General features: G+C 70.4%; 27 protein-coding genes. 8 read left to right on the top strand and 19 right to left on the bottom strand.

The genetic code is table 11. The features are described 5' to 3' along the window. Window positions 1–237: 237 nt before the first annotated feature. Window positions 238–1,161, bottom strand: coding sequence for an aldose 1-epimerase family protein (locus SB754_RS01490; RefSeq protein WP_410780584.1), 924 nt, complete (start codon window positions 1,159–1,161; stop codon window positions 238–240). A gap of 153 nt (window positions 1,162–1,314) precedes the next feature. Further along, a complete protein-coding gene (locus SB754_RS01495) occupies window positions 1,315–2,766 on the bottom strand; it encodes a PucR family transcriptional regulator (protein WP_410780585.1) in 1,452 nt (483 codons plus the stop codon). Between the two features lie 92 nt (window positions 2,767–2,858). Between SB754_RS01495 and gabT the strand changes: the two genes are divergently transcribed. After that, window positions 2,859–4,220: a 4-aminobutyrate--2-oxoglutarate transaminase gene (gabT, locus tag SB754_RS01500; protein ID WP_410780586.1), complete on the top strand. Its 1,362-nt coding sequence runs from the start codon at window positions 2,859–2,861 to the stop codon at window positions 4,218–4,220. Further along, window positions 4,217–5,701, top strand: coding sequence for an NAD-dependent succinate-semialdehyde dehydrogenase (locus tag SB754_RS01505; RefSeq protein WP_410780587.1), 1,485 nt, complete (start codon window positions 4,217–4,219; stop codon window positions 5,699–5,701). Before gabT ends, SB754_RS01505 begins: the two co-directional genes overlap by 4 nt. Window positions 5,702–5,755: 54 nt before the next feature. Here the strand turns inward: SB754_RS01505 and SB754_RS01510 are convergent, their stop codons facing one another. Beyond that, a complete protein-coding gene (locus tag SB754_RS01510) occupies window positions 5,756–6,016 on the bottom strand; it encodes a three-helix bundle dimerization domain-containing protein (protein WP_410780588.1) in 261 nt (86 codons plus the stop codon). 59 nt (window positions 6,017–6,075) lie between these two features. Between SB754_RS01510 and SB754_RS01515 the strand changes: the two genes are divergently transcribed. Then, window positions 6,076–6,768 (top strand): PhzF family phenazine biosynthesis protein, encoded by a 693-nt coding sequence (locus SB754_RS01515; protein ID WP_410780589.1) that lies wholly within the window; start codon window positions 6,076–6,078, stop codon window positions 6,766–6,768. Window positions 6,769–7,039: 271 nt separating this feature from the next. Here SB754_RS01515 and SB754_RS01520 read toward each other — a convergent pair whose 3' ends face one another. The 5 genes from SB754_RS01520 to SB754_RS01540 form a co-directional block, all read right to left on the bottom strand. Next, window positions 7,040–8,533 carry a catalase gene (locus SB754_RS01520; protein WP_410780590.1) on the bottom strand — a complete coding sequence of 498 codons (1,494 nt, stop codon included), beginning with the start codon at window positions 8,531–8,533 and terminating at the stop codon, window positions 7,040–7,042. A 34-nt stretch (window positions 8,534–8,567) separates the two neighbouring features. Continuing rightward, complete coding sequence (locus tag SB754_RS01525) at window positions 8,568–8,981, bottom strand: Fur family transcriptional regulator (protein ID WP_410780591.1); 414 nt, start codon at window positions 8,979–8,981, stop codon at window positions 8,568–8,570. Window positions 8,982–9,012: 31 nt separating this feature from the next. Then, window positions 9,013–9,204, bottom strand: a complete 192-nt coding sequence (locus SB754_RS01530; RefSeq protein WP_410780592.1) for a hypothetical protein — start codon at window positions 9,202–9,204, stop codon at window positions 9,013–9,015. Between the two features lie 87 nt (window positions 9,205–9,291). Beyond that, entirely contained in the window at window positions 9,292–11,019 is a 1,728-nt protein-coding gene (locus SB754_RS01535; RefSeq protein ID WP_410780593.1) for a cation:proton antiporter, read from the bottom strand. A gap of 62 nt (window positions 11,020–11,081) precedes the next feature. Next, the gene (locus SB754_RS01540) at window positions 11,082–11,651 is read right to left on the bottom strand and encodes a TetR/AcrR family transcriptional regulator (RefSeq protein ID WP_410780594.1); all 570 of its coding nucleotides are present in this window, start codon (window positions 11,649–11,651) and stop codon (window positions 11,082–11,084) included. A 154-nt stretch (window positions 11,652–11,805) separates the two neighbouring features. Here SB754_RS01540 and SB754_RS01545 point away from each other — a divergent pair, with 154 nt between their 5' ends. Further along, window positions 11,806–13,377 carry an MFS transporter gene (locus tag SB754_RS01545; RefSeq protein WP_410780595.1) on the top strand — a complete coding sequence of 524 codons (1,572 nt, stop codon included), beginning with the start codon at window positions 11,806–11,808 and terminating at the stop codon, window positions 13,375–13,377. Window positions 13,378–13,420: 43 nt separating this feature from the next. Here the strand turns inward: SB754_RS01545 and SB754_RS01550 are convergent, their stop codons facing one another. From SB754_RS01550 to SB754_RS01575, 6 genes are all read right to left on the bottom strand, one after another. Then, on the bottom strand, window positions 13,421–13,963 hold the full coding sequence (locus tag SB754_RS01550) for a GIY-YIG nuclease family protein (protein ID WP_410780596.1): 543 nt from the start codon (window positions 13,961–13,963) through the stop codon (window positions 13,421–13,423). Window positions 13,964–14,018: 55 nt separating this feature from the next. Continuing rightward, window positions 14,019–15,026, bottom strand: coding sequence for a class I mannose-6-phosphate isomerase (locus tag SB754_RS01555; RefSeq protein WP_410780597.1), 1,008 nt, complete (start codon window positions 15,024–15,026; stop codon window positions 14,019–14,021). Window positions 15,027–15,051: 25 nt separating this feature from the next. Beyond that, window positions 15,052–16,326 (bottom strand): FAD-binding oxidoreductase, encoded by a 1,275-nt coding sequence (locus tag SB754_RS01560; protein ID WP_410780598.1) that lies wholly within the window; start codon window positions 16,324–16,326, stop codon window positions 15,052–15,054. A 9-nt stretch (window positions 16,327–16,335) separates the two neighbouring features. Continuing rightward, a complete protein-coding gene (locus tag SB754_RS01565) occupies window positions 16,336–17,103 on the bottom strand; it encodes an SDR family oxidoreductase (RefSeq protein WP_410780599.1) in 768 nt (255 codons plus the stop codon). Continuing rightward, on the bottom strand, window positions 17,100–17,534 hold the full coding sequence (locus SB754_RS01570) for a MarR family winged helix-turn-helix transcriptional regulator (RefSeq protein ID WP_410780600.1): 435 nt from the start codon (window positions 17,532–17,534) through the stop codon (window positions 17,100–17,102). The genes SB754_RS01565 and SB754_RS01570 overlap by 4 nt, the downstream gene beginning before the upstream one ends. Before the next feature lie 104 nt (window positions 17,535–17,638). Next, on the bottom strand, window positions 17,639–18,625 hold the full coding sequence (locus SB754_RS01575; RefSeq protein WP_410780601.1) for a helix-turn-helix transcriptional regulator: 987 nt from the start codon (window positions 18,623–18,625) through the stop codon (window positions 17,639–17,641). Between the two features lie 98 nt (window positions 18,626–18,723). Here SB754_RS01575 and SB754_RS01580 point away from each other — a divergent pair, with 98 nt between their 5' ends. Continuing rightward, window positions 18,724–19,176, top strand: a complete 453-nt coding sequence (locus tag SB754_RS01580; protein WP_410780602.1) for a VOC family protein — start codon at window positions 18,724–18,726, stop codon at window positions 19,174–19,176. 52 nt (window positions 19,177–19,228) lie between these two features. Beyond that, window positions 19,229–19,630: a DUF6855 family protein gene (locus tag SB754_RS01585; protein WP_410780603.1), complete on the top strand. Its 402-nt coding sequence runs from the start codon at window positions 19,229–19,231 to the stop codon at window positions 19,628–19,630. Between the two features lie 48 nt (window positions 19,631–19,678). Here the strand turns inward: SB754_RS01585 and SB754_RS01590 are convergent, their stop codons facing one another. After that, complete coding sequence (locus tag SB754_RS01590; protein WP_410780604.1) at window positions 19,679–20,536, bottom strand: helix-turn-helix transcriptional regulator; 858 nt, start codon at window positions 20,534–20,536, stop codon at window positions 19,679–19,681. Between the two features lie 86 nt (window positions 20,537–20,622). Between SB754_RS01590 and SB754_RS01595 the strand changes: the two genes are divergently transcribed. Continuing rightward, window positions 20,623–21,405 carry an SDR family NAD(P)-dependent oxidoreductase gene (locus SB754_RS01595; RefSeq protein ID WP_410780605.1) on the top strand — a complete coding sequence of 261 codons (783 nt, stop codon included), beginning with the start codon at window positions 20,623–20,625 and terminating at the stop codon, window positions 21,403–21,405. Between the two features lie 39 nt (window positions 21,406–21,444). Then, the gene (gene proS, locus SB754_RS01600) at window positions 21,445–22,869 is read left to right on the top strand and encodes a proline--tRNA ligase (RefSeq protein WP_410780606.1); all 1,425 of its coding nucleotides are present in this window, start codon (window positions 21,445–21,447) and stop codon (window positions 22,867–22,869) included. Here the strand turns inward: proS and SB754_RS01605 are convergent. From SB754_RS01605 to SB754_RS01620, 4 genes are read right to left on the bottom strand one after another with little or no spacing between them, the layout of a single operon-like run. Next, a complete protein-coding gene (locus SB754_RS01605; RefSeq protein WP_410780607.1) occupies window positions 22,863–23,792 on the bottom strand; it encodes a carbohydrate kinase family protein in 930 nt (309 codons plus the stop codon). The genes proS and SB754_RS01605 overlap by 7 nt on opposite strands. After that, on the bottom strand, window positions 23,789–24,088 hold the full coding sequence (locus SB754_RS01610; RefSeq protein ID WP_410780608.1) for a putative quinol monooxygenase: 300 nt from the start codon (window positions 24,086–24,088) through the stop codon (window positions 23,789–23,791). The genes SB754_RS01605 and SB754_RS01610 overlap by 4 nt, the downstream gene beginning before the upstream one ends. Next, window positions 24,085–24,864, bottom strand: a complete 780-nt coding sequence (locus tag SB754_RS01615; RefSeq protein ID WP_410780609.1) for an ATP-binding cassette domain-containing protein — start codon at window positions 24,862–24,864, stop codon at window positions 24,085–24,087. The genes SB754_RS01610 and SB754_RS01615 overlap by 4 nt, the downstream gene beginning before the upstream one ends. Continuing rightward, entirely contained in the window at window positions 24,861–25,907 is a 1,047-nt protein-coding gene (locus SB754_RS01620) for an ABC transporter permease (RefSeq protein WP_410780610.1), read from the bottom strand. The genes SB754_RS01615 and SB754_RS01620 overlap by 4 nt, the downstream gene beginning before the upstream one ends. Window positions 25,908–25,956 lie beyond the last annotated feature (49 nt).

Raw genomic sequence — 25,956 nt, forward strand, 5'->3', positions numbered from 1 at the left:
GTGCTCCTGAATTCGGGAGGGTGGCCCCGGGCGACGCGTGCAACGACGCTGTGTCGAGGTCGACGCAGGTGGTTCGACACGGCGTACAGGGCCGGAGTCGCCAGAGCGCCCGTAGCATCGCTGTGCGCGCGCCCCGTCGTGGAGGGCCGCGCGCATCTTGTTTCCGGCGGGCCGGCCTCCTGAATTCAGGTGCAGCGTCCGAGGTCAGGAGCAGCGCCCGACCTCAGCCTCCGCGCATCAGACCGCCCGGATCACCCACGACGCCGACGCCGACTCGCCCGGCTCCAGCGCGATGAGGTCCGTGCCCGAGTTGTACGCGTCCGGCGGGCAGGTCATCGGCTCGACGGCGAGCCCGAGCCGGTGGAGTTCCGGGATCGGCCGGTCCGCGGTGTGGATCTGCACCCACGGGCAGTCCTCGCCCCACTCGAGCTCGACGCCGGTGCCGCTGGGGGCCATCACGCGCACGGTCGTCCGCCCGTCGGCAGCTCGGCTCAGGCCGGTGAAGGCGTGGTCGATGAACGTGTCGCCGATCGGGCGCGCGGCGCGGAAGTCCCAGATGCCGCCCTCGGCATCCTCCACCGGTTCCAGTCCGATCGGGATGAGGCGATCCTCCGTCACCGTCAGCACCTGGTCGGCGGGGAGGGTGAAGGCCCAGTCGTCGACGCGGCCGTCCCCGGCCACCAGGTACGGGTGGGGGCCGGTGCCCCACGGGGCGCGGGTCGGGCCGGTGTTGGTCCCGGTGACGGTGGTGAGGAGGCCGTCCTCGTCGAGCGAGAAGGCGACCGTCACCTCCACCCTGTGCGGGTAGCCCGCCTGCGCCTGGATGGTCGCGGCGAACGTGACGGAGCTCGCCGAACGGTCGATGGCGTCGAAGTCGAGCCACGCCGCCAGGCCGTGCAGCGCGTGGCCGCGCTCGGGCTCGGTGAGGGGCAACTGCTGCTCCTCGCCGTCGAAGGTGTACCGGCCGTCGACGACCCGGTTCGGCCAGGGCGCCAGCGTGGCGCCGCGGAACGCGGGCCGCACCTCGTCGGCGTCGAACGGGACGACAAGCGGGCGGCCATCGAACTCCAGCGTGCGCAGGGTCGCCCCGACGGAGGCGATCGTCGCGTGGTAGTCGCCCGAGGTCAGGCCGAAGTGGGTTCCGGAGATCGGTGTGCTCATCCGCCCATTCTCTCCAACCTCGCCACCCACCGTCGAGTCCACGAAAATTGCACGCTCGAACGCCCGAAAGCGTGCAGAAAGTGTGGACTCGACGGTGGGGGCGAGCGGGGCGAGCGGAGCGAGAGGGGACGGGACGGGACGGGACGGGGCGGGTCAGGCGGTGGCGCGGAGGGCGGCGTAGAGGTCGGCGCGGGCGGCGAAGGAGGCCAGGTCGCGGCCGAGCAGCCGTTCGGCGTCGGCGACCCGGGCACGCAGGGTGTGCCGGTGCATCCCCAGCTGCCGGGCGGCCACGTCGTAGACGCCGTCCGCGTCGAGCCAAGTCCGCAGAACCCGGGGGAGGGACGGGTCGGCTGCGACGAGCGGCTGCAGCGAGGTCTCGGCCACGGCCCGTGCGTCCGGCGTGTGCAGCAGGGCGAGCATCCCGGCCGCGGCCACATCGTCGAACGACGCCACCGGGTCGTCTGCGGTCGCGCGGTTGCGGGCGGTCTGCGCCTGCGCAATCGCGGCGGGGAGGGAGTCCAGGCCGGTGTCCGACGACAGGCCGCCCCGCAGGTCGAAGCGTGCGGCGACCGCGGCGGCTCCCGCGTCGTCGCCGACGATGACGAGCTCCTGGCCGTCGCGCGCGAAGAACCCTTCGGCATTCGACTCCAGCCAGTCGGCGGCCGCCGCCAGCGCCGGCCCGTGCAGCAGTGCCACGCGGACGGGGGCGTCGGGCAGCGGCCCCAGCACGGGTTCGGCGATGGAGGCCGCGACCGCGATGTCTCCCGCCACGAGCGCCCGCCACACGGCTGTCCGCAACCGTGACCGAGCCGCGTCGGCGGCCCGGGACTGCTCCAGCGCCAGACCGGCGAGAGCGACGACTCCCGTGACGACCTGCTGCGCCGCGTGGTCCAGCCCCTCGGAGCCGACGGCCAGCACGCCGCGCAGCCTCCCGGCAGCGCCGAGGGTCTGCAGGGCGAACGGCCCCGCGTCGGTGCCGACCGTCCCTGCGGCCCGGCGTCCGCTCCGGAGCAGCGGTTCCGCCGCCTCGGAGAGCGCGCGCCGTGCCCGCGCGTCGAGCGCTGCTGACGGGAAGCTGCGCCCCACCGCGCCGTCCGCCGCGACGAGGGCGACGGGACGGTCGATCTGACGCGAGAGCTCCGACAGCACGGCGCCCAGCGCGTCCGGACGGAGGGCGGCGAGCGAGATGGCCCGGGAGGCGCGCAGCGCCCAGGTGTTGCGCGCGTACGCGTCGGCGGCGACCCGGTCGGCGACGAAGCGGACCACCGCGATGAACGGCGTCCGGTACGGCACCTCGAACAGTGGGAGCCCGTGACGCTCGCAGGCTTCGGTCAGTTCGGCCGGGCTGCCGTCGCGGATCACCTCAGTGCCGAAGCCGAGGGCCGCGATCCCGTGCTCCACCAGGCGGCGCACGTACGCGTCGGCGTCGTCCGGCGCCTGCGTGACGAGCAGCACCTGGCCGGCCGCGAGGAACGGCGTCGGGTCCGGGAGGTCGGAGCTGTGCGCCCAGGCGAGCGGAGCCTCCAGGTCACCGAGCGAGGACGAGGTGAGGAGGCGCAGGCCCAACTCAGGGCGGGCCAGGAGTTGGGTGAGGGTCGCGGGCATGAGGCTCCATCTGCCAGGGTGTCGATCGCCGGTGGAGTGATTGTACGTCGTGTCCAGACGGTCGGGCGCCTCCGCTTCTTACGATTCGGGACATGACCATCCTCGACACCGCCATCGACATCCCCGTCGGCGGACCCTCGCTCCCGCAGGAGCGCCGGCTCGTCACCCCGATCCCCGGCCCCGAGTCGCGCAAGCGCGCGGAGCGGAAGGCCCAGGCCGTCGCCGCGGGCGTCGGCGCCACCATCCCGGTCTACACGGTCGCTGCCGGCGGCGGCGTGCTGGTGGATGTGGACGGCAACTCCCTGATCGACTTCGGCTCCGGCATTGCCGTCACCGGCGTCGGCAACTCCGCCCCGCGGATCGTGGAGGCCGTCACCGCGCAGGTGGCCGCCTTCACCCACACCTGCTTCACCGTCGCCCCGTACGACTCCTACGTCGACGTGGCGGAGGCGCTGAACCGCCTCACGCCCGGCGACTTCGTCAAGCGCAGTGCGCTCTTCAACTCCGGCGCGGAGGCCGTCGAGAACGCGGTCAAGATCGCCCGCCACTACACCGGCAAGCAGGCCGTCGTGGCCTTCGACCACGCCTATCACGGCCGCACCAACCTCACGATGGGCCTCACCGCCAAGAACCAGCCGTACAAGAACGGCTTCGGCCCGTTCGCCCCGGAGATCTACCGTGCACCGCTCAGCTACCCGCTGCGCGACGGCGGACTGTCCGGCGCCGAGGCGGCCAAGCGCGCCATCACCATGATCGAGAAGCAGATCGGAGCAGCCAACCTGGCGGCGCTCATCATCGAGCCGATCCAGGGCGAGGGCGGCTTCATCGTCCCGGCCGACGGCTTCCTCCCCGCGCTGCAGCAGTGGGCGAACGCCAACGGCGTCGTCTTCATCGCCGACGAGGTCCAGACCGGGTTCGCCCGCACGGGAACCATGTTCGCCTCCGAGCAGTTCGGCATCGTCCCCGACCTGATCGTCACGGCGAAGGGCATCGCCGGCGGCTTGCCGCTGTCGGCGGTCACCGGGCGCGCCGAGATCATGGACGCCCCGCAGATCGGAGGCCTCGGCGGCACCTACGGCGGCAACCCGCTCGCCTGCGTCGCTGCGCTCGCCGCGATCGAGACCTACGAGACCGAGGACCTGGCGGCACGCGCCCGCCGGATCGGCGACATCCTGTTCGAGAAGCTCGGCGCCCTCCGCGACGCCGACCCGCGCGTCGCCGAGGTCCGCGGACGCGGCGCCATGGTCGCGATCGAGCTGGTCGACCCCGAGACCGGGGAGCCGGATGCGGCGCTGACCGCGAAGGTCGCCGCCGCCGCCCACGCGGCCGGCGTCGTCCTCCTCACCTGCGGCACCTACGGGAACGTGATCCGCTTCCTCCCGCCGCTGAGCATCCCGGACCACCTCCTCATCGAGGGGCTGGACGTCGTCGCGGAGGCGGTGGCGGCCGCATGACCATCGTCGAGACCGACACCGCGCAGTCCACCCGCGAGTCCGAACTGCTCGCCCGCATCCCCGACGGCCTGTTCATCGGCGGACGCTGGGAGGCCGGCACCCGCGACCCGATCGAGGTGCAGGACCCGGCGACGGGCCGCGTCATCAAGCGGATCGCCAACGCGACCCCTGAGGATGGCGTGCGCGCCCTCGACGCAGCAGCCGCTGCCGCGGACGCCTGGGCCGCCACTGCACCCCGGGTGCGCGCGGAGATCCTCCGTCGCGCCTTCGACCTGCTGCAGGAGCGTCGCGACGATTTCGCCCTGCTGATGACGCTCGAGATGGGCAAGCCGCTGGCGGAGGCCAACGGCGAGGTCACCTACGGCGGCGAGTTCCTGCGCTGGTTCTCGGAGGAGGCGGTCCGCATCTCCGGCCGCTTCGGCCAGAACCCGGAAGGCACCGGCACCATGGTCGTCTCGCAGCGCCCGGTCGGCCCCTGCTACCTGATCACGCCGTGGAACTTCCCACTCGCCATGGCGACGCGGAAGATCGCCCCGGCGCTCGCCGCCGGCTGCACCGTCGTCGTCAAGCCGGCCGAGCTGACGCCGCTGACGACGCTGTTCTTCGCCCAGCTGCTCGCCGATGCCGGCGTGCCGGACGGCGTGGTCAACGTGGTGCAGACCAGCACGGCCCGGGAGGTGTCGGCCCCGATCATCGCCGACCCCCGGCTGCGCAAGCTGTCGTTCACCGGCTCCACCCCGGTCGGCCGCTCGCTGCTGGCCCAGGCGGGGCAGAACGTGCTGCGCACCTCCATGGAGCTGGGAGGCAACGCCCCGTTCGTGGTGTTCGACGACGCCGACCTCGACAAGGCGGTGGAGGGCGCCATGCTCGCCAAGTTCCGCAACATCGGCCAGGCCTGCACGGCGGCCAACCGGTTCATCGTGCACGAGTCCGTTGCGGACGAGTTCGCGCGCCGGGTGACCGAGAAAGTCGAGGCCCTGCGGATCGGACGCGGCACCGACGACGGCGTGACCATCGGCCCGCTCATCGACGACCGCGCTGTCGCCTCCATGTCGACGCTCGTCGAGGATGCGGTCTCGCGCGGCGCGCGGGTCCTCACCGGAGGGAGCGCCCCCGAGGGCGACGGCTACTTCTTCGAGCCGACTGTGCTCGTGGATGTGCAGCCGGACAGCGACATCCTCCGCGAGGAGATCTTCGGCCCGATCCTCGCGATCACCACCTTCTCGACCGAGGACGAGGCGGTCACGGCGGCCAACTCCACCGAGTACGGCCTGGTCGGCTACGTGTTCACTCAGGACCTGGCCCGCGGCCAGCGGATGATCGACCGCGTCGACACGGGCATGATGGGTCTCAACACCGGGCTCGTCTCCAACGCGGCGGCCCCGTTCGGCGGCGTCAAGCAGTCGGGACTCGGCCGCGAGGGCGGCCTGGAGGGCATCCACGAGTACCTGAGCACGAAGTACACGCTGATCCCGGCCTGACCGGGATCACACGGGGACCGGCCGGGTCCCACCCGAGGAGCGCGCCGCTGGAACTCAGTCGGCGCGCTCTTCTGCGTTCAGCTCCTGCTTCACGTCGTGCTCGATCAGCACCGGCACGAAGTCGCGGACCGGGGCGCCCTCGAACTCCTCGTGGTGCTCCTCGACGAGCTCCTCGATGTGCTCGCGGGGGACCTCCGGGAACCGCTCGACGAGACGGTCGGCGGCGTGCTCGACGGCGATGTCCTCCTCGGTGGCGGTCTGGTCGGCTGCGTTCTCGTTCTGCGGGGTCTCGTTCTGGCGGTCGTCGGTCGTCATGGCGCGATTATCCACCGCGAGGGTTAACGAACAAGGACCGTCTCTGCCAGGCTGAAGCCATGGATGAGAGCATCGAGGTCGTCGTTGTCCGTGTGTTCACCAACGAGAGCGGCCGCAACGGCAACGAGCTCGGAATCGTGAACAGCTCCGCCGTGACGGCGTCGCGCGAGCAGGAGATCGCCAACGCACTCGGCTTCAGCGAGACGGTGTTCCTGGATGCCGTGGACGAGGCGGGCCGCGCCGCCACCATCCGCATCTTCACGCCGGCGAAGGAGCTGCCCTTCGCCGGCCACCCGAGCGTGGGAACGGCGTGGTGGCTGTCCGACCGCCGCACCCCGGTCGACGTGCTCCGCGAGCCGGCGGGCGATGTGGAGGTGACGGTGGACGACGACCTGGCGTGGATCACCGCGCGGCCCGAGTGGACGCCGGAGTTCGAGTGGCTGGAGCTGCAGTCCCCCGAGGACGTGGACGCGCTCGACCCGTTCGCCTTCCCGTCCGGCCAGCACTACGCCTACGCCTGGATCGACGAGGCGGAGGGCACCATCCGCTCCCGCATGTTCGCCCCCGAGATGGGGATCATCGAGGACGAGGCGACGGGTGCCGCCGCCGTCGCCCTGACGGCTCGCCTCGGCCGCCCGCTGAGCATCGTGCAGGGCGAGGGTTCGCAGCTCGCCACGGAGCCGCTGCCCGACGGCCGCGTGCGCGTCGGCGGCACGACCGTCTACGACCGCACCATCGACGCGACCCTGTAGAGTCGCTCGCTCGGGGCTTCCGCCGACTCGTCACGAATCCGCGGAAAGGGTGCGGAGCGCTGCGCGCGATTCGTCACGAATGTGGTGAAAGGGTGCGCGGGAGCCACGATTCGTCACGAATGCGGTGAAAGGGTGCGCGGGAGCCACGATTCGTCACGAATCGGCAGGGTGAGGGAGGCGCGGGCGCCGGGCGCCGGCGCCCGGCGCAGAGAGAAGGGGGCGCATCCCGGGAGGGTTCCCGGGGTGCGCCCCCTTGTCGTGCGGGCGTTCGTTATTCGGCGACGCCGACGTACTCGGCGGCCTCGTCGGGGGTCTGGGCGCCCGACTCGAGGCGGGCGCGCAGCGCGCGGCCGAGCGACGCATCCACGTTGGTCCAGTACTGGATCGCGCGCTCGCGGATGTCCTCCCGCTTCACGCCGCTGACGGCGCCGGTGATGGTCTCCAGGAAGCGCTCCTTGGCGGCGTCGTCGTAGACCTCGCGGTACAGCGTTCCCGCCTGGCCGAAGTCGTCGTCTTCGGCGTGCAGGGTGGCGGCGGAGCGCACCAGAGCGCCGTCCGACTCCCAGCCGCCCTCGCCCGCACGATCGGGCTGCGCCGACGGCCCGCCGAACGAGTTGGGAGCGTAGACCGGTGCGTCGGCGGGCGCGAAGCCGTGGCGGCCGGCGCCGTCCTGCGAGTAGTTGTGGACGGGCGCGACCGGGCGGTTGACCGGCAGCTCGTTGTAGTTCGTCCCGACCCGGTAGCGCTGAGCGTCCGGGTAGGAGAAGACCCGCGCCATGAGCATCTTGTCCGGGCTGATGTCGATGCCCGGGACGGTGTTCGCCGGCGAGAAGGCCGCCTGCTCGATCTCGGCGAAGAAGTTCTCCGGGTTGCGGTCGAGCGTGTGGATGCCGACCTCGATCAGCGGGTAGTCGCTGTGCGGCCACACCTTGGTCAGGTCGAACGGGTTGAAGCGGTACGTCTTGGCGTCTTCGTACGGCATGACCTGGACCGAGACACGCCAGGCCGGGAAGTCGCCGCGCTGGATCGCCTCGTAGAGGTCGCGGCGGTAGTAGTCGGCGTCGGCGCCGGCGAGCTGCTCCGCCTCGATGCCGGTGATCTCCTCGTTGCCCTGCAGGGAGTGGAAGTGGTACTTCACCCAGAAGCGCTCGCCGGCCGCGTTGATCCACTGGTAGGTGTGGGAGCCGTAGCCCGGCATGGTGCGCCAGGAGCGCGGGAGGCCGCGGTCACCCATGAGGTAGGTGACCTGGTGGGCGGACTCCGGCGACAGCGTCCAGAAGTCCCACTGCATGTCCGCGTCGCGCAGCCCGGAGCCGGGGAGGCGCTTCTGCGAGTGGATGAAGTCGGGGAACTTGATGCCGTCTCGGATGAAGAAGACGGGGGTGTTGTTGCCGACGATGTCGTAGTTGCCCTCGGTCGTGTAGAACTTCACCGAGAATCCGCGCACGTCGCGCCAGGTGTCCGGCGACCCCTGCTCACCGGCGACGGAGGAGAACCGCTGGAGCGTCCGCGTGCTGGTGCCCGGCTGGAAGACCGCGGCCTTGGTGTAGGCGCTCACGTCGCCGGTCACGACGAACTCGCCGAACGCGCCGCCGCCCTTCGCGTGGACGATGCGCTCCGGGATCCGTTCCCGGTTGAACTGGGCGAGCTTCTCGACGAGGTAGCGGTCGTGGAGCGCGGTCGCGCCGTCCCGCCCGGAGGTCAGCGAGTGTGCGTCGCTGGCGACCGGCGTTCCGGTCTGGGTGGTGGTGTAGTCGTCCGACATTCTTCTCCTCGTGCTTCTTCTTTTTCGCTGGTATTCACTGGCAGGACGGACACAGCCCCCAGAACGTGACCTCGGCCGTGTCGACCAGGAACCCGGCGGCATCCGATGGGTGCAGGCACGGCGCGTGGCCCACGACGCAGTCGACGTCGGCGACGGCGCCGCACGACGAGCAGACCACGTGGTGGTGGTTGTCGCCGGTGCGCCGCTCGTAGCGCGCAGCGGACCCTGCCGGTTCGATTCTCCGCAGGAGTCCTGCGGAGGTGAGGTCGCCCAGCACGTTGTGGACGTTCTGGATGGAGGTGCCCGGCAGCGTCGGCTGCAGTGCCCGGAACACGGAGTCGGCATCGGCGTGCGGGAGCTGGTCCAGCGCGTCGAGCACGGCGATCCGGCCGCGCGTCACCTTGAGTCCGGCGCCGCGCAGTGCGCTCTCCGGCCGGTCCGTGTCCATAACGTCGACCCTAGCCGGATGTTTTGAATAACTAAAAATACGCGGTGTCCCGGGCGTGGCGCTCGGTGATCGGCCGTCTCCGCAGTTCGACCGGGTGTTCGAAGGCGCGGGTGACCGGGCCGACGGCCTTCTGGATGGTACGCAGCGCCTCGGACTCGGTCTGCGCCTGGACCGACACCACCATGCGTCGCTGATCGCGGATTCGGATGACCGTGAGCTCCATGATTCCCCTTCGTTCGGCCGGGGCGGGTGAACGCCCTCATTTATCTAGACGGGGCAGTCCACCTGTCATGACGCCGGATCGATGATCTCAGCGCGAGCGCGAACGCAGCCGGGTCTCTTCGAGGTCGAGCAGGGACTGAGCCTCGGAGAGCACACGCGATGGGTAGGCGCCGCGCGCCCTCTCCAGCAGCAGGCGGCTGCGCTCGGCGTCGACGACGGCGAGCCGGAGCGTCCGGTAGACGTGGTGCGGTCGGTTCTCCTGCGACGTCTCGCTCATCACCGTGCGTTCCCAGGCCGACTCGGCGCGCAGGTACGACGACTGCCTGACCCGCTCGACCACTTCGGGATCGACGGGGGTCGTCGTCTCCGCCGCCGACTCCGGATCGTCGAGCACGGCCAGCCCGGCTTCGCTCAGGTCGTCGAGCAGTTGTGCCAGGAGGCGGCGATCGGCGCCGGTGTCCGCCCCCTGGAGGCCGAGGGTGCGGATCAGCCACGGCAGCGTCCCGCCCTGCAGCACGAGGCTGACGAACGCCACCGTGAAGGCGATGAGGATGAGCTGCGGGCGATAGGGGATGTCGCCCGGCAGCGACTGAGCAGCCGCGAGCGTGACCACTCCGCGCATGCCGGCCCAGCCGAGCACGACGCCGCCCTTCCAGTCGATCGCCTCCTGGCGGTACTCCTCCAGGTCGCCCCGATGTCGCTCGTAGCGCTGCTCGGCCCGCTGCTTGCGGAGCGCCTGCCAGCGGTAGCGCACCGGATGGTCGCGGAAGTAGCTGATCATGAGCCATTCCCGGAGCACGGCGTTCTCGGCGTGCTCCGCCCGTTTTCGGAGGCCCAGGATGAGCGGCACGATCAGCACGAACCGGATCACGATCAGCGAGAACACCGCGATGAGCCCGAGTCCGATCGCGTTCCAGACGCTCAGGATCTCGGGGTGCTCGACATCGGCCACGAGGGTGCGCAGTTCGAGCCCGATCAGCAGGAACACGCCGTTCTCGAGCAGGAACTGGATGGTGCGCCAGTTGATGGCGTCGCTGATCCGGGCCTGCGCGCTGAAGTGCCGCGGCGCTGCGTGACCCGTGTACAGGCCGGTGATCACCACGGCGAGGACGCCAGAGCCGTGCAGTGCCTCCGTCGGGGCGAAGGCGGCGAAGGGCACGACGACCGAGAGCGCCGTGTCGAGCACGGGGTCGCTGAGCTTGGAGCGGACCCAGACGGAGACGAACCCGACGACGAGGCCGATGGCGACGGCGATCACCACGGCGGTGAGGAAGTCCACCACTCCGGCCCATGGCGTGGTCAGGGCCCCCAGGGCTCCGGCCAGTGCCGTGCGCAGCAGCACCAGTGCCGTCGCGTCGTTGACGAGGCCCTCGCCCTCCAGCACGGTCAGCAGCCGGGGCGGCAGGCCGAGCTTCCGTCCGACAGAGGTGGCGGCGACAGCGTCCGGCGGGCTGATGATCGCGCCGAGCGCGATGGCGGCCGCCAGGCTCAGATCCGGCAGCATGGTGAACAGGACGAAGCCGGAGGCGAACGCCGTGATCACCACGAGCACGACGGAGAGCCCGGCGATCGGGGCGAGATTCCGCCGGAAGTCGGTGAGCGGGACGGAGATCGCAGCCGCGTAGAGGATGGGCGGCAGGAGTCCGTCGAGGATGATCTCCGGGGGCACCTCGATCTCTGGCACCCCAGGCAGGAACGACAGAACGACGCCGACGATGACCAGGATGATCGGCGCCGCGACGCCGAGCTTGCGGGCGAAGGCGGCCACGCCGACGATGACCGCCACTGCGATCACGGCGTAGACGCCCAGCTCCATCTCCTCAGCGTACGGGGAGGCGGCCGGAGCGCCAGGGGTGCCGCGTCGGTGAGGGGTGCGCCTCAGCGGTGTGCGCGGAGCCCGTCGACGGCCATGGCGATCACGCGGTCGCGCTGCGCGTCGTCGTCGAAGGCGACGCCGGCGATGCCCGAGACCATGCGGATGACGTCGCCGATCGTGGCGTCGTCGCGCAGTTCGCCCGCCGCCTGAGCGCGGTGCAGCAGCGGCTCTCCGGCGTCGTAGAGGGAGGTGCGGCAGCTCAGCAGGACGGGGGAGTCCTTGTTGAGTCCCTCGATCAGGGCCCGCTTGGTCCCGACGTACGTGACGAAGCGGCGCAGCCACGCCTCGACCGCATCCCACGGCTCGAGGGAGCCGGCCTCGTCGGCCGCGCGGACCACGGCGGCCACCTCGTCGATGTAGACCGCCTCGACCAGCGCGTCCCTGGTCGGGAAGTTGCGGTACAGCGTGCCGATGCCGACGCCCGCGCGCCGCGCGATGTCCTCCAGCGGAGCGCCGGCGCCCTGCTCGGCGAACGCCTCCCTCGCCGCGGTCAGCAGCGCGTCGAAGTTGCGGCGGGCGTCCGCTCGCTGCGGGCGCGCCACGCCGAGGGTAGGGGTCTGAGTGCCGGTCACGGCGTCGATCCTTTCACGGATTCCTTGGAAAGGGTTGCGAAGCGGAGGCTGCCTCCGGTATTGTCATTCTCGTAACCGGAGGAACCCTCCGAACGGAGCCTCCCTCCATTCTAGCCCTTTTCGGGCATCACCTCGAGAAACGGAACCACCGAGAATGTCTCGATCCCACCCCGGACTGACCTTCGCCATCCTGGCGCTGAGCGTCGGTTCCTTCGCGACCCTCCAGTCGCTCGTCGTCCCCGTCCTCCCCGTCATCCAATCCGACCTGCACACGACCACCGCAGGCGTCACCTGGACCATGACCGCGTGGCTGATCGCCGCCGCCGTCGCCACACCGCTGCTCGGCCGCGTCGGCGACCTGGTCGGCAAGCGCCGCATCCTGGTGCTCGCGCTGCTGGCCGTCGGCGTCGGAAGCGTCGTCGCCGCTGTAGCCCCGACGATCGGCGTCGTCATCGCCGGCCGTGTCATCCAAGGCCTCGGCGGGGCCATGTTCCCGCTCGCCTTCGGCATCATCCGCGACGAGTTCCCTGCGCGCCGGCTGCCGTCCGCCATCGGCGCCATCGCCTCCATCATTGCCATCGGCAGCGGGCTGGGGACGGTCCTCGCCGGTCCGCTCGCGGCCGCCCTGAGCTGGCGCGGCCTGTTCCTCCTGCCCGTCATCCTCACCGGGACGGCCGCCGTGCTCGCGATGATCTTCATCCCCGAGTCGCCGACCCGCGCCACCGGCCGGGTGAACCCGTGGGCCGCTGTGCTGCTCTCCGGCTGGCTGATCGCCCTGCTGCTGCCGCTCAGCACCGGCGCGCAGTGGGGATGGTCGTCGCCCGGCGTGATCGGTCTGTTCGCCGCCGCCGCTGTGCTGCTCGCCGCCTGGGTGCTGGTGGAGCTGCGCTCCGCGAGCCCGCTCGTCGACATGCGCCTGATGCGCGAGCCCGGCGTCTGGTCGATGAACGCGGCAGCCGTCTTCATCGGCGCCTCCATGTTCGCCGTGTTCGCGTTCTTCCCGCGGTTCGTGCAGACGCCGGCCTCCACCGGCTACGGTCTCGGCGCTTCGGTGGCGGGGTCCGGCATGCTGATGCTCCCGATGCTCGTCACGATGGCGGTGACCGGGTTCCTCAGCGGCCCGCTGGCCCGCTGGGTCGGTTTCCGCGCCCAGATCGTGCTCTCCGCCGTGATCATGGGCGCGGCGAGCCTGTCGCTGGCGTTCCTGCACGGGTCCCTCCTGGCGGTCGCAACCGCCTCCGGGGTGTTCGGCATCGGGCTCGGGCTCATCTACGCCGCGATCACGAGCGTCGTCGTGCAGAGCGTTCCGGCCACCCAGACCGGCATCGCGAGCGGGATGAACGCCAACCTGCGCACGGTCGGCTCGGCCGTCGGCGCCGCCGTGATGACCGCTCTGGTCACCGGAGCGATCGCGCCCGACGGGCTGCCCGCGGAGAGCGGCTACACCGAGGGCTTCGCGACAGCGGGAGTGCTCGCGCTCGCCGCGGGCGTCGTCACCGTCGTGGCCGCCGGCATCATGCGGGCGGCACGCAACCGGACCGCCGTGGAGGCCGTAGCGGTGACCGCCGACCCGTTCGCCGCCGACATCGAGGCGGCGGGCGAGCTCGCCCTCCTCCCGGAGGCGGCCCTGAGCGAGGCCGCAGAGATGGCGCGCCTCGCCGCGAAGGTCGACGGCGAGCAGGACGGGGGACGGACGCCCGTCCGCGAGACTCTCGAAGTCGCCTGACGATACGACGATCGGTCGGCACGGCCATCGGTCAGCGAAGCGGTCACCCGGTGAGGGCGGCCGCTTCGCTGCGCCAGCGGGCCAGGAGCGACCACGGATCGGGCGCCCCTGCGGCGACGCGGGCGACGTGCTCGAGCAGAGCCGCATCCGTCTCGAACCACTCGGTGCCGGGGATGCGCAGGTGTGCGAACTGCTCGTGCCGACGGTGCTCCAGCGCGCGGTCTCCCCGCTCGAAGGCCAGTACCTCGTCGTGCGGGAGGGCACTGAACCGCTGGGTCGGATTGGCCGTGGTCCCGATCTTGATGCGGTCGCTGTACCGCAGGTAGTAGACCACGTCGACGCGGGCCGCCGCCGGTTGCTCTGGCCGTGGCTCGCCGACGCGCCACTCGCAGACGGCGCAGATCCAGCCGGAGGGGTACCGCACGCCGAGCCGTGAGCCGCAGAAGGCGCACGGTGACGGCAGGAGGTCGGTCACGCCGAATTGCGCGTCGACTTCGTCGTGCGCCTCCAGGAGGTGCGGCAGGCAGAGCCGGAGCGAGGCGCCCGGGTGCGCCGGCCTGTCGCAGAGCGCGCACGGGGTGTCCATGTCGGGAGGCTAGCCCGGCCCACCGACAGCGGTCAGCGCCGGCTTCACCACTGGCTCAGCGCGGCGGGCGGCACCGGATGACGTGGAGGTCGCCGCTCAGGCCGAGCGGTCCGTCGGCATGGGCGGTCAGCACGGTGACGCCGCGCCGCAGGGCCAGCTCGCGGCCGCCGGAAGCGCCGCCTGCGGCCTCCACCGTCCCCTCTCCGTCGAGCACGACGATCACCGAGAACCCCGGGTCCAGCTCCCGCGACCCCGAGACGCGGATGCGCTCCGCCGAGAAGAAGGGGTCCGCCTCGCCGGGGAACAGCGTCTCGGCGCCGCGGACCTGCCGCAGTGCCGCGATGCGGTCTTCCGGGGTCGCATCGCGGACGAGCCCGTCGATGGCCGTGTCGAGGTCGAGGCCGAGCAGCGCCTCCCGCTCGGTCAGGCTGCGCCGTTCCAGGAGCACGGAGAGGTCGGTCGGCTGCTGCAGCTCGACCAGCGTCACCCCCGGCCCGATCGCGTGGGCGAGTCCCGCAGGTACCAGCAGCGTGTCCCCGGACGACAGCGGGACCGTGTTCATCGCCGCGAGCATCGCCTCCGCGTCCTGCCCCGCCCACCAGACGCGCACCTCCTCCGGCGACACGGCGCGCCGGAAGCCGAGGGCTGCGTAGGCGTCCGGCTCCGCCTCGATCACCGCCCAGGCCTCCGTCTTGCCGAGCGGGCTGCCGAGGTGGCGCGCTGCGAAGGCGTCGTCGGGGTGGTAGTGGACGAAGAGTCGTTCTGCGGTGTCGAGCAGCTTCACCAGGAGCATGGTGCGGGCGCCGAAGCGTTCGACGTGCGCAGTGCCCAGGAAGGACACGGGATCGGCGGCCACGGCCTCCCGCAGCGTCCGGCCGTCGGGCAGCACGGTCAGTCCCACGCCGCCGCCGGCGAACACCTCGGTCGTCGATCCGACGAAGTCCTCCGGAGTGAACGGGCTCCGCTGCGGGGTGCCGCGGAAGCGGGCGATGCCGGCGCCGCCCCGGTAGGGACGGTCGAGGGGCTGGTTGGGGCCGAGCAGCAGCGGCGTCGCGGTGGTCACCGACCACAATGTAGTACCGCTGCGGTCAGGCGCTCGCCACGCGGTCGATCGCGAAGTTCTGATCGAAGATCCCGTCGGGGTCCCAGTGGGCCTTCAGGCGCCGGAGCCGGTCCAGTGTCTCCGGCGGGAACGCGTCCTCGACGCGCTCCGGCGCGTGACCGGACTCGAAGCTCAGGTAGAGGCCGTCCATCAGCTCGCGGCTCTCCTGCCATGCCGCGTCGAGGCTCTGCAGGCCGTTCATGGAGACGGCCGTCACCGAGAAGTTCTGGTGGCGGTGGGCGTACGCGGTCGCCGAGGAGGGGACGTCGTTGATGGCGCCACCGACGGATCGGAGCTGGATCATGTCGGCTTCGCCGCCGCGGGTGAGCGAGGCCAGGCTCCGCGAGATCCGCCTGTCCAGGTGGACCGCCAGGCCGGTGCGAGTGACGGCCGTTTGCTGTCCGGAATGGACCGCACCGGAAGTCGGGAGGACGTCCGCGTAGGCCGTGGCCTCGGCCCGCCGGCCGACCACCTGCCCGATCCGGGTGAACGGCTCGAGGGCCCGAACCGCTGCGTCCGTGTCGGTCCCGGCGAAGACGACGGTCGCCTGCGCGAAGGGCTGTGCGCCTCCGAAGAGATAGAGGAAGGCCGAGATCGAGCGCGGCGCGCTCTCGACCGTCGCGCCCCAGCGCTCGAGGAAGCCCGCCGTGTCCGCGATCGCGTACGCGAAGGACGCGTGGACGACGGAGGCGTCGGTCGATGCACGGAAGCGGAAACCGGTGACGATTCCGAAGTTCGCTCCGGCGCCCCGGACGGCCCAGAACAGGTCGGGCTCGTCCGTAGGGGACAGCGTTCGGACGACACCATCCGCCGTCACGATGTCCGCCCCGACGAGAGAGTCGATGGTCAGCCCGTGCTTGCGTCCCATCAGGCCGATGCCGCCGGTGGTGGCGAGGCCGCCCACGCCGACGTCACCGGAGTCGCCGGAGCTGATGGCCAGCCCCCACGGCCGAAGCGTCGAGGCGACCCGGCCCCAGCGCGCACCCGGCCCGACCTCCACGACGCGGTCGTCGATCCGCTCGATGGTGGAGAGGGCGCCCAGGTCGATGACCGTGCCTCCGACGTTGGTCGAGATGCTGCTGATGCCGTGGCCTCCGCTGCGGACGGAGAACGGGCCGCCCTCCTGCCGCGCGAAGGCGAGGGCCTCCGGGACCTCGGCGGGGACGCGCGGGCGGACGACCGCGGCGGGGGAGCCCTCAGCGCTGTAGACATGACGGACGAGCGGGTAGCGGTCGTCGCCGGGACGGATGATGTCGAGCACGGCTCCTCCTCAGAGCGTGGGAGCCTCGGCCTGCGGGCCGGCGCTCTTGTCGACGAAGTACTGGACAGGCGTGTCGGTGAGCGGACTGGTGCCCGCGAGGAGTTCGGCGACGTGGACCCCGATCTCCTCGCCGTCGATCCAGCGGAGGTCGTCGATTCCGGCCAGCCGGCGGGCGCGGGTGCGCACCACGCCGAGGATCACCTCGTAGACACGTGCGCCCCGGCCGGCCATCTCCGCGGCGATGGTCCGGGTCATCGACTTCGTGGCAGCGGCGGTCAGCGCGACACCACCACCGCCGGGGAACGCGATGTCGGCGCTCAGCCCGTTGAGCTGAACGAGCACGCCGTCGCGCGAGATCAGCGGGTACAGCGCCCGGTAGGCGCGGAACACCGCGGTCTGGTTCTCGGCGACGAGCGTGTCCCACTCGGCGTCGGTGAGGGCGAGGAGCGGCTTGCGCCCCTGATCGCCCCAGGAGGCGATGGTCACGACGACACCGTCGAAGCCGCCGTACTCCGCTTGTAGCGCCTGCACCGATTCGCGGAAGTCCGGCGACAGTGCGTCGAGCACGGCCGTGCGCAGGTTCTCGTCGCCGACGCGTGCGGCGAACTCCTCGGCTCGGGAGGCGCTCCTGCTGGTGGCGATGACGCTCGCCCCGCGGGCGAGCAGCGCCCGGACGACTCCCTCTCCGACGCCGCCGACGCCGCCCACGACGAGGATGGTGCTGGTGCGGAGGTCCTGAGCGGGGGCGGCCCAGCTCGGCTCGGTGATCGTGTTCATGAGTCCTTCTTCTCTGCTTCGGTGTTGGTCTCCGCGGTCCTGCGGATGTGGCTCAGCAGGCTGTCGAGCGCCTTCTCCAGACCGTCCAGCTCCTCGCCGGTCAGCCCGTCGGCGAACCATCGGCGCGCCGAATCCAGGTGCGGCCCGATGGCGCGCCGGTACAGCGTCCGGCCCTCCGGCGTCAGGCGGGAGAGCGTCGCTCGCCCGTCCTCGCCTCCCGCCGGCCGGGTCTCGACGAGGCCGCGCTTCTCCAACCGCCGCAACTGGTGGGCGAGCCGGCTGGAGTCCCAGCCGATCGCTCGGGCGCACTGGGCCGGCCGGACTCCCTCCTCGTCGTTCGAGTGGAGGTGCGCGAGGACGGTGAATTCGGCGTCGGAGAGTTGCGCGTCGTTCCAGAGGTCCCGGCCGACTTCGCGGCGGAGGGCGTCCATGACGAGTTGGAGCGTTTCCCAGGTGTGGAGTTGCTGAGGCGACATTCTTGCTGACACGTCAGTAATCATGCATCATTGCTGACGTGTCAGCAACCGATTTCGCCTCAGGCGGAAGCGGTGCCCGCAGACGCGTACCGCTCGGCGAGCGTCGCGAACGCGTCGGCGAGTTCCGGGGGCCCCACGACCTCCATCCGCACCTCGAACCTCCCGAACGATGCGGCGAGTGCGCCCCACGACCATGCGCCGGCCTCCAGGCTGCACCTCCGCTCGTCGATGGGGGTGACCGAGCCGTCTCCGGCGAAGGGGAGGACGTCGCGCGCGGGCAGGTCGAGGATCACCGTGCCCCGGCAGGGCCAGTCGTTCGTGTCGGCTCCCTTGAACCGCGCGGACACGAACTCGTCCACGTCGCCGCCGGGCACCGTGCGCGGCGCGAAGCGTGCGCCGTTGGGGATCCGCAGCTGAAGGCGATCGACGCGGAAGAGGCGCCAGTCCTCGCGGTCGAGATCCCAGGCGAGGAGGTACCACCGCCCGCGGGAGGCGACCAGATGGTGCGGTTCGACGCGACGGGGGGCGAGCGGCTGCCGGTCGTCGGTGCCGGACCCGCTGCCGCTGACATAGTCGAAGCGGAGGGTCTCGCGATCGCGGATGGCGTACGCCACGGCAAGAAGCACGTCGAGCGAGACGTCCGTGGGCGCCGCATCGCCGGGCCCACCCACGGTGGTGACTTCGAGCGCGTCGAGGCGGTGACGCAGCCGTGACGGCATGACCTGCCGGATCGTGCCGAGCGCGCGGACCGCCGCCTCCCCGATTCCCGCACCCGTCGCCGGCGCAGTCCGCAGCGCGATGGCCACCGCCACAGCCTGATCGTCATCGAAGAGCAGGGGAGGCAGTTCGTCGCCCGGGTCGAGCCGGTAGCCGCCGTCGGGTCCCATCGTCGAGCCGATGGTGTAGCCCATCTCCCTGAGGCGCTCGACGTCACGACGAACGGTGCGATCGCTGACCCGCAACCGCGACGCGAGGACCGATCCCGGCCAGTCGCGCCTGCTCTGCAGCAGCGACAGCAGGCTGAGCAGCCGCGATGTCGTGGTCATGTTCTCGACCCTATGTGCTGTCTAGGACAGAAATAGACCTATACGGCTGAGACGCTGAATCGTCGAGCCGATCGGGCCGACCATGAAGAGGAGCAGAGATGACCATCCAGACGACACCCCACCTGAACTTCCGCGGCGACGCTCGCGAGGCGCTGGAGTTCTACCAGTCCGCCTTCGGAGGCCACGCCGTCATCCACACGTACGCCGACTTCGGGATGCCGGCCGAGCTGCCGGGCGCGGACAAGGTCGTCTTCGGCCTCGTCACCGCCGAGAACGGATTCCGGGTGATGGGCTACGACATCCCCGGGCGAACGGAAGGCTCGACCGCAGGAGGCGGCTCGACCCGGCGCGAGAACAACACCACCGTCACGGATCAGGCGTCGTTCGTCTCGATCAGCGCCGCCACCCTCGACGAGTTGCAGGCCTCCTGGGATGCGCTCGCCGTGGACGCCGTCATCGTCGAGCCGTTGGCCGCCTCCGCCTGGAGCGCCGGATTCGGCATGCTCACGGACCGGTTCGGCGTCACCTGGAGCGTCAGCGTCAGCGCGTAGACGCCCCCGTCCGCTCTCGCCGCAGACGTCGGCGCCGCCTCATACTGAACCCATGGCTGAGGGAACGAAGGCAGATCCGTGGACGCTGACGACGGCACCCGGGTCGAGCGAGTACACCATGTGGCGCGACGAGGAGGCCGGCCCGCCTGCGCTCGTCTGCCAGGTCGGTTCCACGACCCTGAAGTACCACCTCAGTGCGATCGACGATCTCGCCGCCTGGTTGCGCGAACAGGGCGACTGGGTGCCGCTCGGCGCCGCCGACGAGCAGAAGCCGGCCGCCGACGGTTCGGTCGAAGCGTGGGGACGCTCCGAGACCAACCCCGTCGGCGGCTGGTACGGGCTGCGCAAGGGCTACCGGGGGCGGTTCGGGATGTACCTCCCGCCGCTCCTGGAAGCCCTCGGCCTGGCCGAACTCACCCACGACGCCCGCAACAACCGGGTGCGGGCGCTCTGACCGGGCAGTTCAGCGACGAGTAGCCCGCCCACTCCGCGCTGACGCCCCTCAGCTCAGGCTCGGCGACTGCAGGGGCGCGGATCCCAGAACGTCGAGCAAGGCCAGAGCCTCGGCGTCGCGCGAGCCGTGAGGTGCCGAATACAGGACGAGTTGCTGGTCGCGGTCGGAGAGTGTGAGGGAGTCGCAGTCGACCGTCACGTCCCCGACGAGTGGATGCCGGAACGTCTTCGTGAGCGTCGGCGCCGACTGCACATCGTGCCGTTCCCAGAGGCGTGCGAAATCGCTGCTGTTCGTTCGGAGCTCTTCTATGAGGTCGCGGACAGCCGGGTCAGAGGGGTACCGGGCGCCGGCTACGCGGAGTCGCGTCACGACCCTGTGCCGGAAAGCCGCTTCATCGGAGATTCCGTACATCGTCTCGCGGGGCCCAGCCGGCGCGAGAAACGCCTTGCGCGCGAGGTTGCGGTCCGCCGGGTCGAGCGACCCGAAATCCTCCATGAGCGCGGCGGCGAGATCGTTCCAGGCCAGAACGTCGAAGATCGCCGACGTCACGAACCCTGCGGTCTGCGGAAGTCGCTGTAGAAGGGCGACGATGCTCGGGCGGACGTCTCTGCAGTGCAGACGCGACTGAACCGACGCAGTGCCTGCCAGGAGGTGGGCGTGTTCCGACTCTGCATCGGTCAGGAGCAGTGCGGCCGAGATCGCGGCCAGCACCTCGCTCGACGGCCGCGGTGCCCGCCCTTGTTCCAGCCGCACGTAGTACTCGGTGGAAATGTGGGCCAGCACCGCCACTTCCTCCCGGCGAAGTCCCGGCGTCCGTCGTCGCGGACCCGGGGCCAGCCCCACATCCTGCGGGGACAGTCGCTCCCGCCGGCTGCGGAGGAACAGACCGAGTTCTCGCTTGTCCATGCGCCCAGTCTGCTTCCTTCCTGGCCGCGGATCGTAGTACCGGTGGTGCCTGCCTCCGCAGCCTCCGGCCGGCGGAGGCTGGGGACATGACAGAGATCATCGCCCCATCCTCAATCGGCCTGCTCACCGGGAAGGTCGTTCTGATAACCGGCGCCAGCCGCGGAATCGGTGAAGCGGCAGCTCGCTTGTTCGTGCGGGAGGGCGCGTCCGTCGTGCTCGCAGCCCGTGACATCCGCGCCCTCGAACGCATCGCCTCCGAGCTGCGCGCAGGCGGTGGCACAGCGGATGCTGTCGCCCTGGACCTCGCCGAGCCGGCGAGCATCCGATCGACCGTCGATCGCGTGGGCGAACTCCACGGTCGCATCGACGGGGCGTTCAACAACGGCGGCGTCATCCAGCGGCCGGGTGCTCTGGATGCTACGAGCGGCATCGACATCGACGCCCAGTTCTCCGTGAACTTCCGCGCGCATTGGACGGCGATGACCGCGGAGGCGGCCCTGATGAGGGAGGGCGGTGGCGGCGCCATCGTCAACACCTCGAGCATCGGAAGCCGCCGTGCCAACGCCGCGCTTCCGGCCTACGGCGCGATGAAGCGAGCACTGAACAGCATCACCGAGACCGCCGCTGTCACCTGGGCGCCCGACGGCATCCGTGTGAACGGCATCGCCCCGGGGGGAACGTCCACGGAGATGATCGACGCGTGGGAGAGGGCGACGCCGGGAGTCATCGAGCGGCTCTCGGCACGGATTCCACTCGGGCGGATGGCCGACCCCAGCGAGATCGCTGAGGTCGCCGCGTGGTTGCTGAGTGACCGTGCTTCGTATGTCACCGGCGCCATCGTGCCGGTGGATGGCGGCGCCGGAGCCTGAGCTGTGGCCGAAGTCTCGGGCTGCCGGTAGCGTGGCCCAATGGCGGATAGCGGTCGCATGAGTGTGCTCACCTCCCAGCAGGACGATTTCCCCCGCTGGTACCAGGACGTCCTGGAGAAGGCCGAACTGGCTGAGAACGGTCCGGTGCGCGGCACGATGGTGATCCGACCGTATGCCTACGGCCTGTGGGAGCGGATGCAGGCCGAGGTGGACCGGCGCATCACGGCGACCGGAGCCGAGAACGTCTACCTGCCCCTGTTCATCCCGCAGTCCTACCTGGAACGGGAGGCCGAGCACGTCGAAGGCTTCAGCCCTGAGCTCGCCGTGGTCACGCACGCGGGTGGCAAGCAGCTGTCCGAACCGGTCGTCGTCCGGCCGACGAGCGAAACCGTGTTCGGCGAGTTGATGTCCAAGTGGATCCAATCGCATCGGGATCTGCCGATGCGGCTGAACCAGTGGGCGAACGTCGTGCGGTGGGAGATGCGCCCGCGCCTGTTCCTGCGGACCTCCGAGTTCCTGTGGCAGGAGGGGCACACCGCGCACGCCACCCAGGAGGATGCGAACGCCTATGCGTTGCGGATCCACCTGGACGTGTACCGCGACTTCTTGCAGAACGTTCTTGCGATCCCCGTGCTCGTCGGAGTCAAGTCCCGTCGCGAGCGGTTCGCCGGGGCGATCAACACGATGACCTGCGAGGCGATGATGGGCGATGGCAAGGCGCTTCAGATGGCCACCAGTCACGAGCTGGGCCAGAACTTCTCGAAGGCATTCGATATCACCTTCACCGACAGCTCCGGACAGGTCGAAACGTGCTGGACGACGTCGTGGGGTTCCAGTACACGCATGGTGGGCGGGCTGATCATGGCGCACGGTGATGACCGGGGAATCCGCATCCCGCCCCGTGTCGCACCGGTGCAGGTCGTGGTCGTCGCCGTGAAGGACGACGAGCGGACGCTCACCACCGCTTCGTCACTCGTCCGTGAACTGATCGCGACCGGGGTGCGCGCCCGCCTCGATGATCGGACCACGCAGGGCTTCGGCCGGCGTGCCACGGAATGGGAGCTCAAGGGTGTGCCGGTCCGGCTGGAGGTCGGGCCCCGAGATCTCGAATCCGGCCGGGCGACGATCGTGCGACGCGACAGCGGCGCCAAGGAAGCGGTCGCGCTCGACGCGATCGGCACAACTGTCGTCGATCTCCTGGAGACGATGCACACCGAGATGATCGAGGCAGCCCGCCGGCGACTTACGGCCCGCACGGTGGAGGCGACCTCCGTGCCCGAGGCTCTCGACGCTGCGAGAACGGGCTTCGCACGAATCCCATGGAAGCAACTCGGCGAGGAAGGCGAGGACGCGCTCAACCGCGAAGCCGTCAGCGTCCGCTGCCTGCAGACCCGCGAGGGGACAGTGCCGGGCAGCGCAGACCCCGACTCCGAGCTCGTGGCGATCGTCGGGCGGAGTTATTGACCGGAGCTGCTCAGCACGCGCTCCAGCTCCGCCAGGGTCGGCGGCATGGCGCCGGCCCTCGCCACGGTCAGCGCAGCTGCGTGGGAAGCCATCCCGCCCATCGACAGGAGCGTGTCGTCCGACACGGCGCCGGCTCGAAGCTCGGGCAACGCGTGGCCGAAGACCGCGCCCGCGATGAGGCCCGCCATGTACGCATCTCCGGCGCCGATGGTGTCGACCACCGACGTGCGCGGTGCGTCGACCCCCACCTCCGACGAGCGGGTCCTCAGGATGCTCCCCCGCTCGCCCAGGGTGAGCACCGCCACAGCGGCGCCGTGATCCACGATCCAGTCCAGGACCGAGCGGTGATCCCATCCGGGAAACAGCCAGGCCGCATCCTCGTCGCTGAGTTTCACCAGGTGCGCGTGCCCGCTGTACCAGCCGACCATCTCGAGGGTGCGCGGTCGATCCGGCACGAGTGCAGGCCGCACATTGGGGTCGAAGGTGACAACGGTGTCCGGATGCAGGCCCTCGACCAGTCTTCTCACGGTCGTCGCGCCCGGCTCCAGGAGGGCGCCGAGCGAGCCGGTGTGGAAGACGGCGGTCGTCGGCGCAGCGATCGCCCTGAGCGTCCACTCGAGATCGAAATCGTAGCGAGCGACTCCGTTCGCATCGACCTGCGCCGTGGCGACGGATGTGCCGCCTTCGGCGGCCTCCACGATCGTCTCCACGTGCGCCGTCGCCAACTGGGCCGCCAGCAGACGACCGTTGTCGTCGTCCCCCCAGGACGTCGCGAACGTCGTCGGAAGACCGAGGCGGCCCAGCCCGAACGAGACGTTGAACGGGCTGCCTCCGGCGTGCGCGGTCCGTACGCCTTCTCGCTCGACGACGTCCACCAGAGACTCGCCGACGACGAAGACGCCGGCCGTTACGCCCGTACTCACGCGACAGGCTCTAGCCAGGTCAGCCTCGAACGCCCGCCCACCGCCAGCGGCTCCAGCTGCAGGTTGAAGCGGGCGCAGTAGTCGGCTGATTCGTGTGCCTGGAACGCAGCAGTGGACTCGTACTCCTCGTACACGAAGAACCTGTCTCGGCGGCTCGCCATGGTGAAGACCTCGAATCGCCGGTTCCCGGGCTCTGCTCGAACCTGCACGCCGTAGTCGGTCAGGAGCGAGGCGATGGCGTCTTCCGCGCCGGGGAGGGCGTCGATTTCCGCGTACAGGAATCGGGCATCGCTCACTCCTTCTGCGCTCCCGTCATGATCGCCACGGCGTCCGTCATGGAGTGCGACTGCGGGGTGATGGTCGCCGCGCGCTTGCCGAGCCGCTGAATGTGGATCCGGTCGGCCACTTCGAACACGTGAGGCATGTTGTGGCTGATGAGGATCACGGGGATCCCCTTGTCGCGCAGTCGTTTGATCAGGTCGAGGACCTGGCGGGACTCGCGCACGCCGAGCGCGGCCGTGGGCTCGTCCAGCACGACGACCTTCGAACCGAAAGCGGCTGCTCGGGCCACAGCGACGGCCTGGCGCTGGCCGCCGGAGAGGTTCTCGATGGGGACGGCGACGTCCTGAAGCGTCGAGATCCCCAGCTCGGTCAGCTCCGCCCGTGCCCGCTGCCTCATGGTCTTGGTGTCGACCATGCGCAGAACAGAACCGAGGAAGCCGGGCCGGCGCAGTTCACGGCCGAGGTACATGTTGGCGGCGACGTCGAGGGCAGGCGACACGGCCAGCGACTGGTAGACCGTCTCGATGCCGGCTTCTCGCGCGTCCTGCGGGCGGCGGAAGTGCACGACCTCGCCGTCCAGCCGGATCTCGCCCTCATCCGGGATCTCCGCCCCGGTGAGGCACTTGATCAGTGTCGTCTTGCCTGCGCCGTTGTCGCCGATGATTGCGAGCACTTCGCCCTCGAACAGTTCCAGGCTGACGCCATCGAGTCCGACGACGTGACCGTAGGTCTTGACCAGGCGGCGGGCCGACAGGATCGGCGTGCGGGTCTCGGTGATGGTCGTGTTCACTTTCGTACCTTTCGGATCCACTGGTCGATGGACACAGCGACGATGACGAGGATTCCGACCGCGAGGGTCTGGTAGAGCACATCCAGCCCGGCGAGGGCGAGCCCGTTGCGGAACACGCCGACGATCAGCGCACCGAGGAGGGTGCCCCAGATATTGCCGCGACCGCCGAAGAGGCTGGTCCCGCCGATGACCACGGCGGTGATGGCGTTGAGGTTCGCGTCGACGGCGGCATTCGGGCTGGAGCCGTAGTCGCGACCGATCTGGATCCACGCCGTGAGCGCCACCACGACTCCGGCCACCAGGTAGACGCTGAGAAGGACTCGGCTGACGCGGATACCCGTCAGGCGGGCCGCCTCCTTGTCATCGCCCACGGCGTAGACGTGTCGTCCCCAGGCGGTGCGAGCGAGGGCGAAGCCCATGACGACGTAGAGCAGGATCATGAGCAGCACGCCGTAGGTGATGTCCACGCCGAAGACTCTGAGGGTCAGGCCGGTCCAGGTGAGAAGACCGGGCATGGAGGTTCCCTGGACCGTTGCGCCGTTCGAGATCAGCAGCGTCAGTGCGGTGAAGACGCTCAGGGTTCCCAGGGTGACGATGAACGGCGGCAGGTTCAGCCGGGTCACGAGCAGGCCGTTGATGAGTCCGGTCGCGAGTCCCGTGATCAGGCCGAGCAGCAGCGCGACGATGCCGGGAAGGCCCAGCCCTACTGCAGCGTTGCCCATGACGATGGAGCTGAGGACCATTGCTGCGCCGACGGAGAGGTCGATGCCCGCGGTGAGGATCACCAGCGTCTCGGCCACAGCCAGCGTTCCGATGACGGCGACCTGCTGGGTGATCAGGGAGAGATTGGTCGGTGCGAGGAAGCGCGGGTTGATGATCCCGAAGACGATGATCGAGATGACCAGGACGATCGCCGGGCTGATCGCGGGATAGCGGTGCAGCACCTCGCGCACTCGCATCATCGGTGTCTGACGGTTGATGAACTCGTCCGCGAGATTCAGCGACGAGGTCGGCGGGGAAGTTGTCGTATTCGGATTGGTCACGGTGGATCTCCAGTGATGTGTGTTCAACCGAGGGGAGGGCGCCCCGCTG

The organism is Leifsonia sp. SIMBA_070, from assembly GCF_046534635.1.
GTDB lineage: Bacteria > Actinomycetota > Actinomycetes > Actinomycetales > Microbacteriaceae > Leifsonia.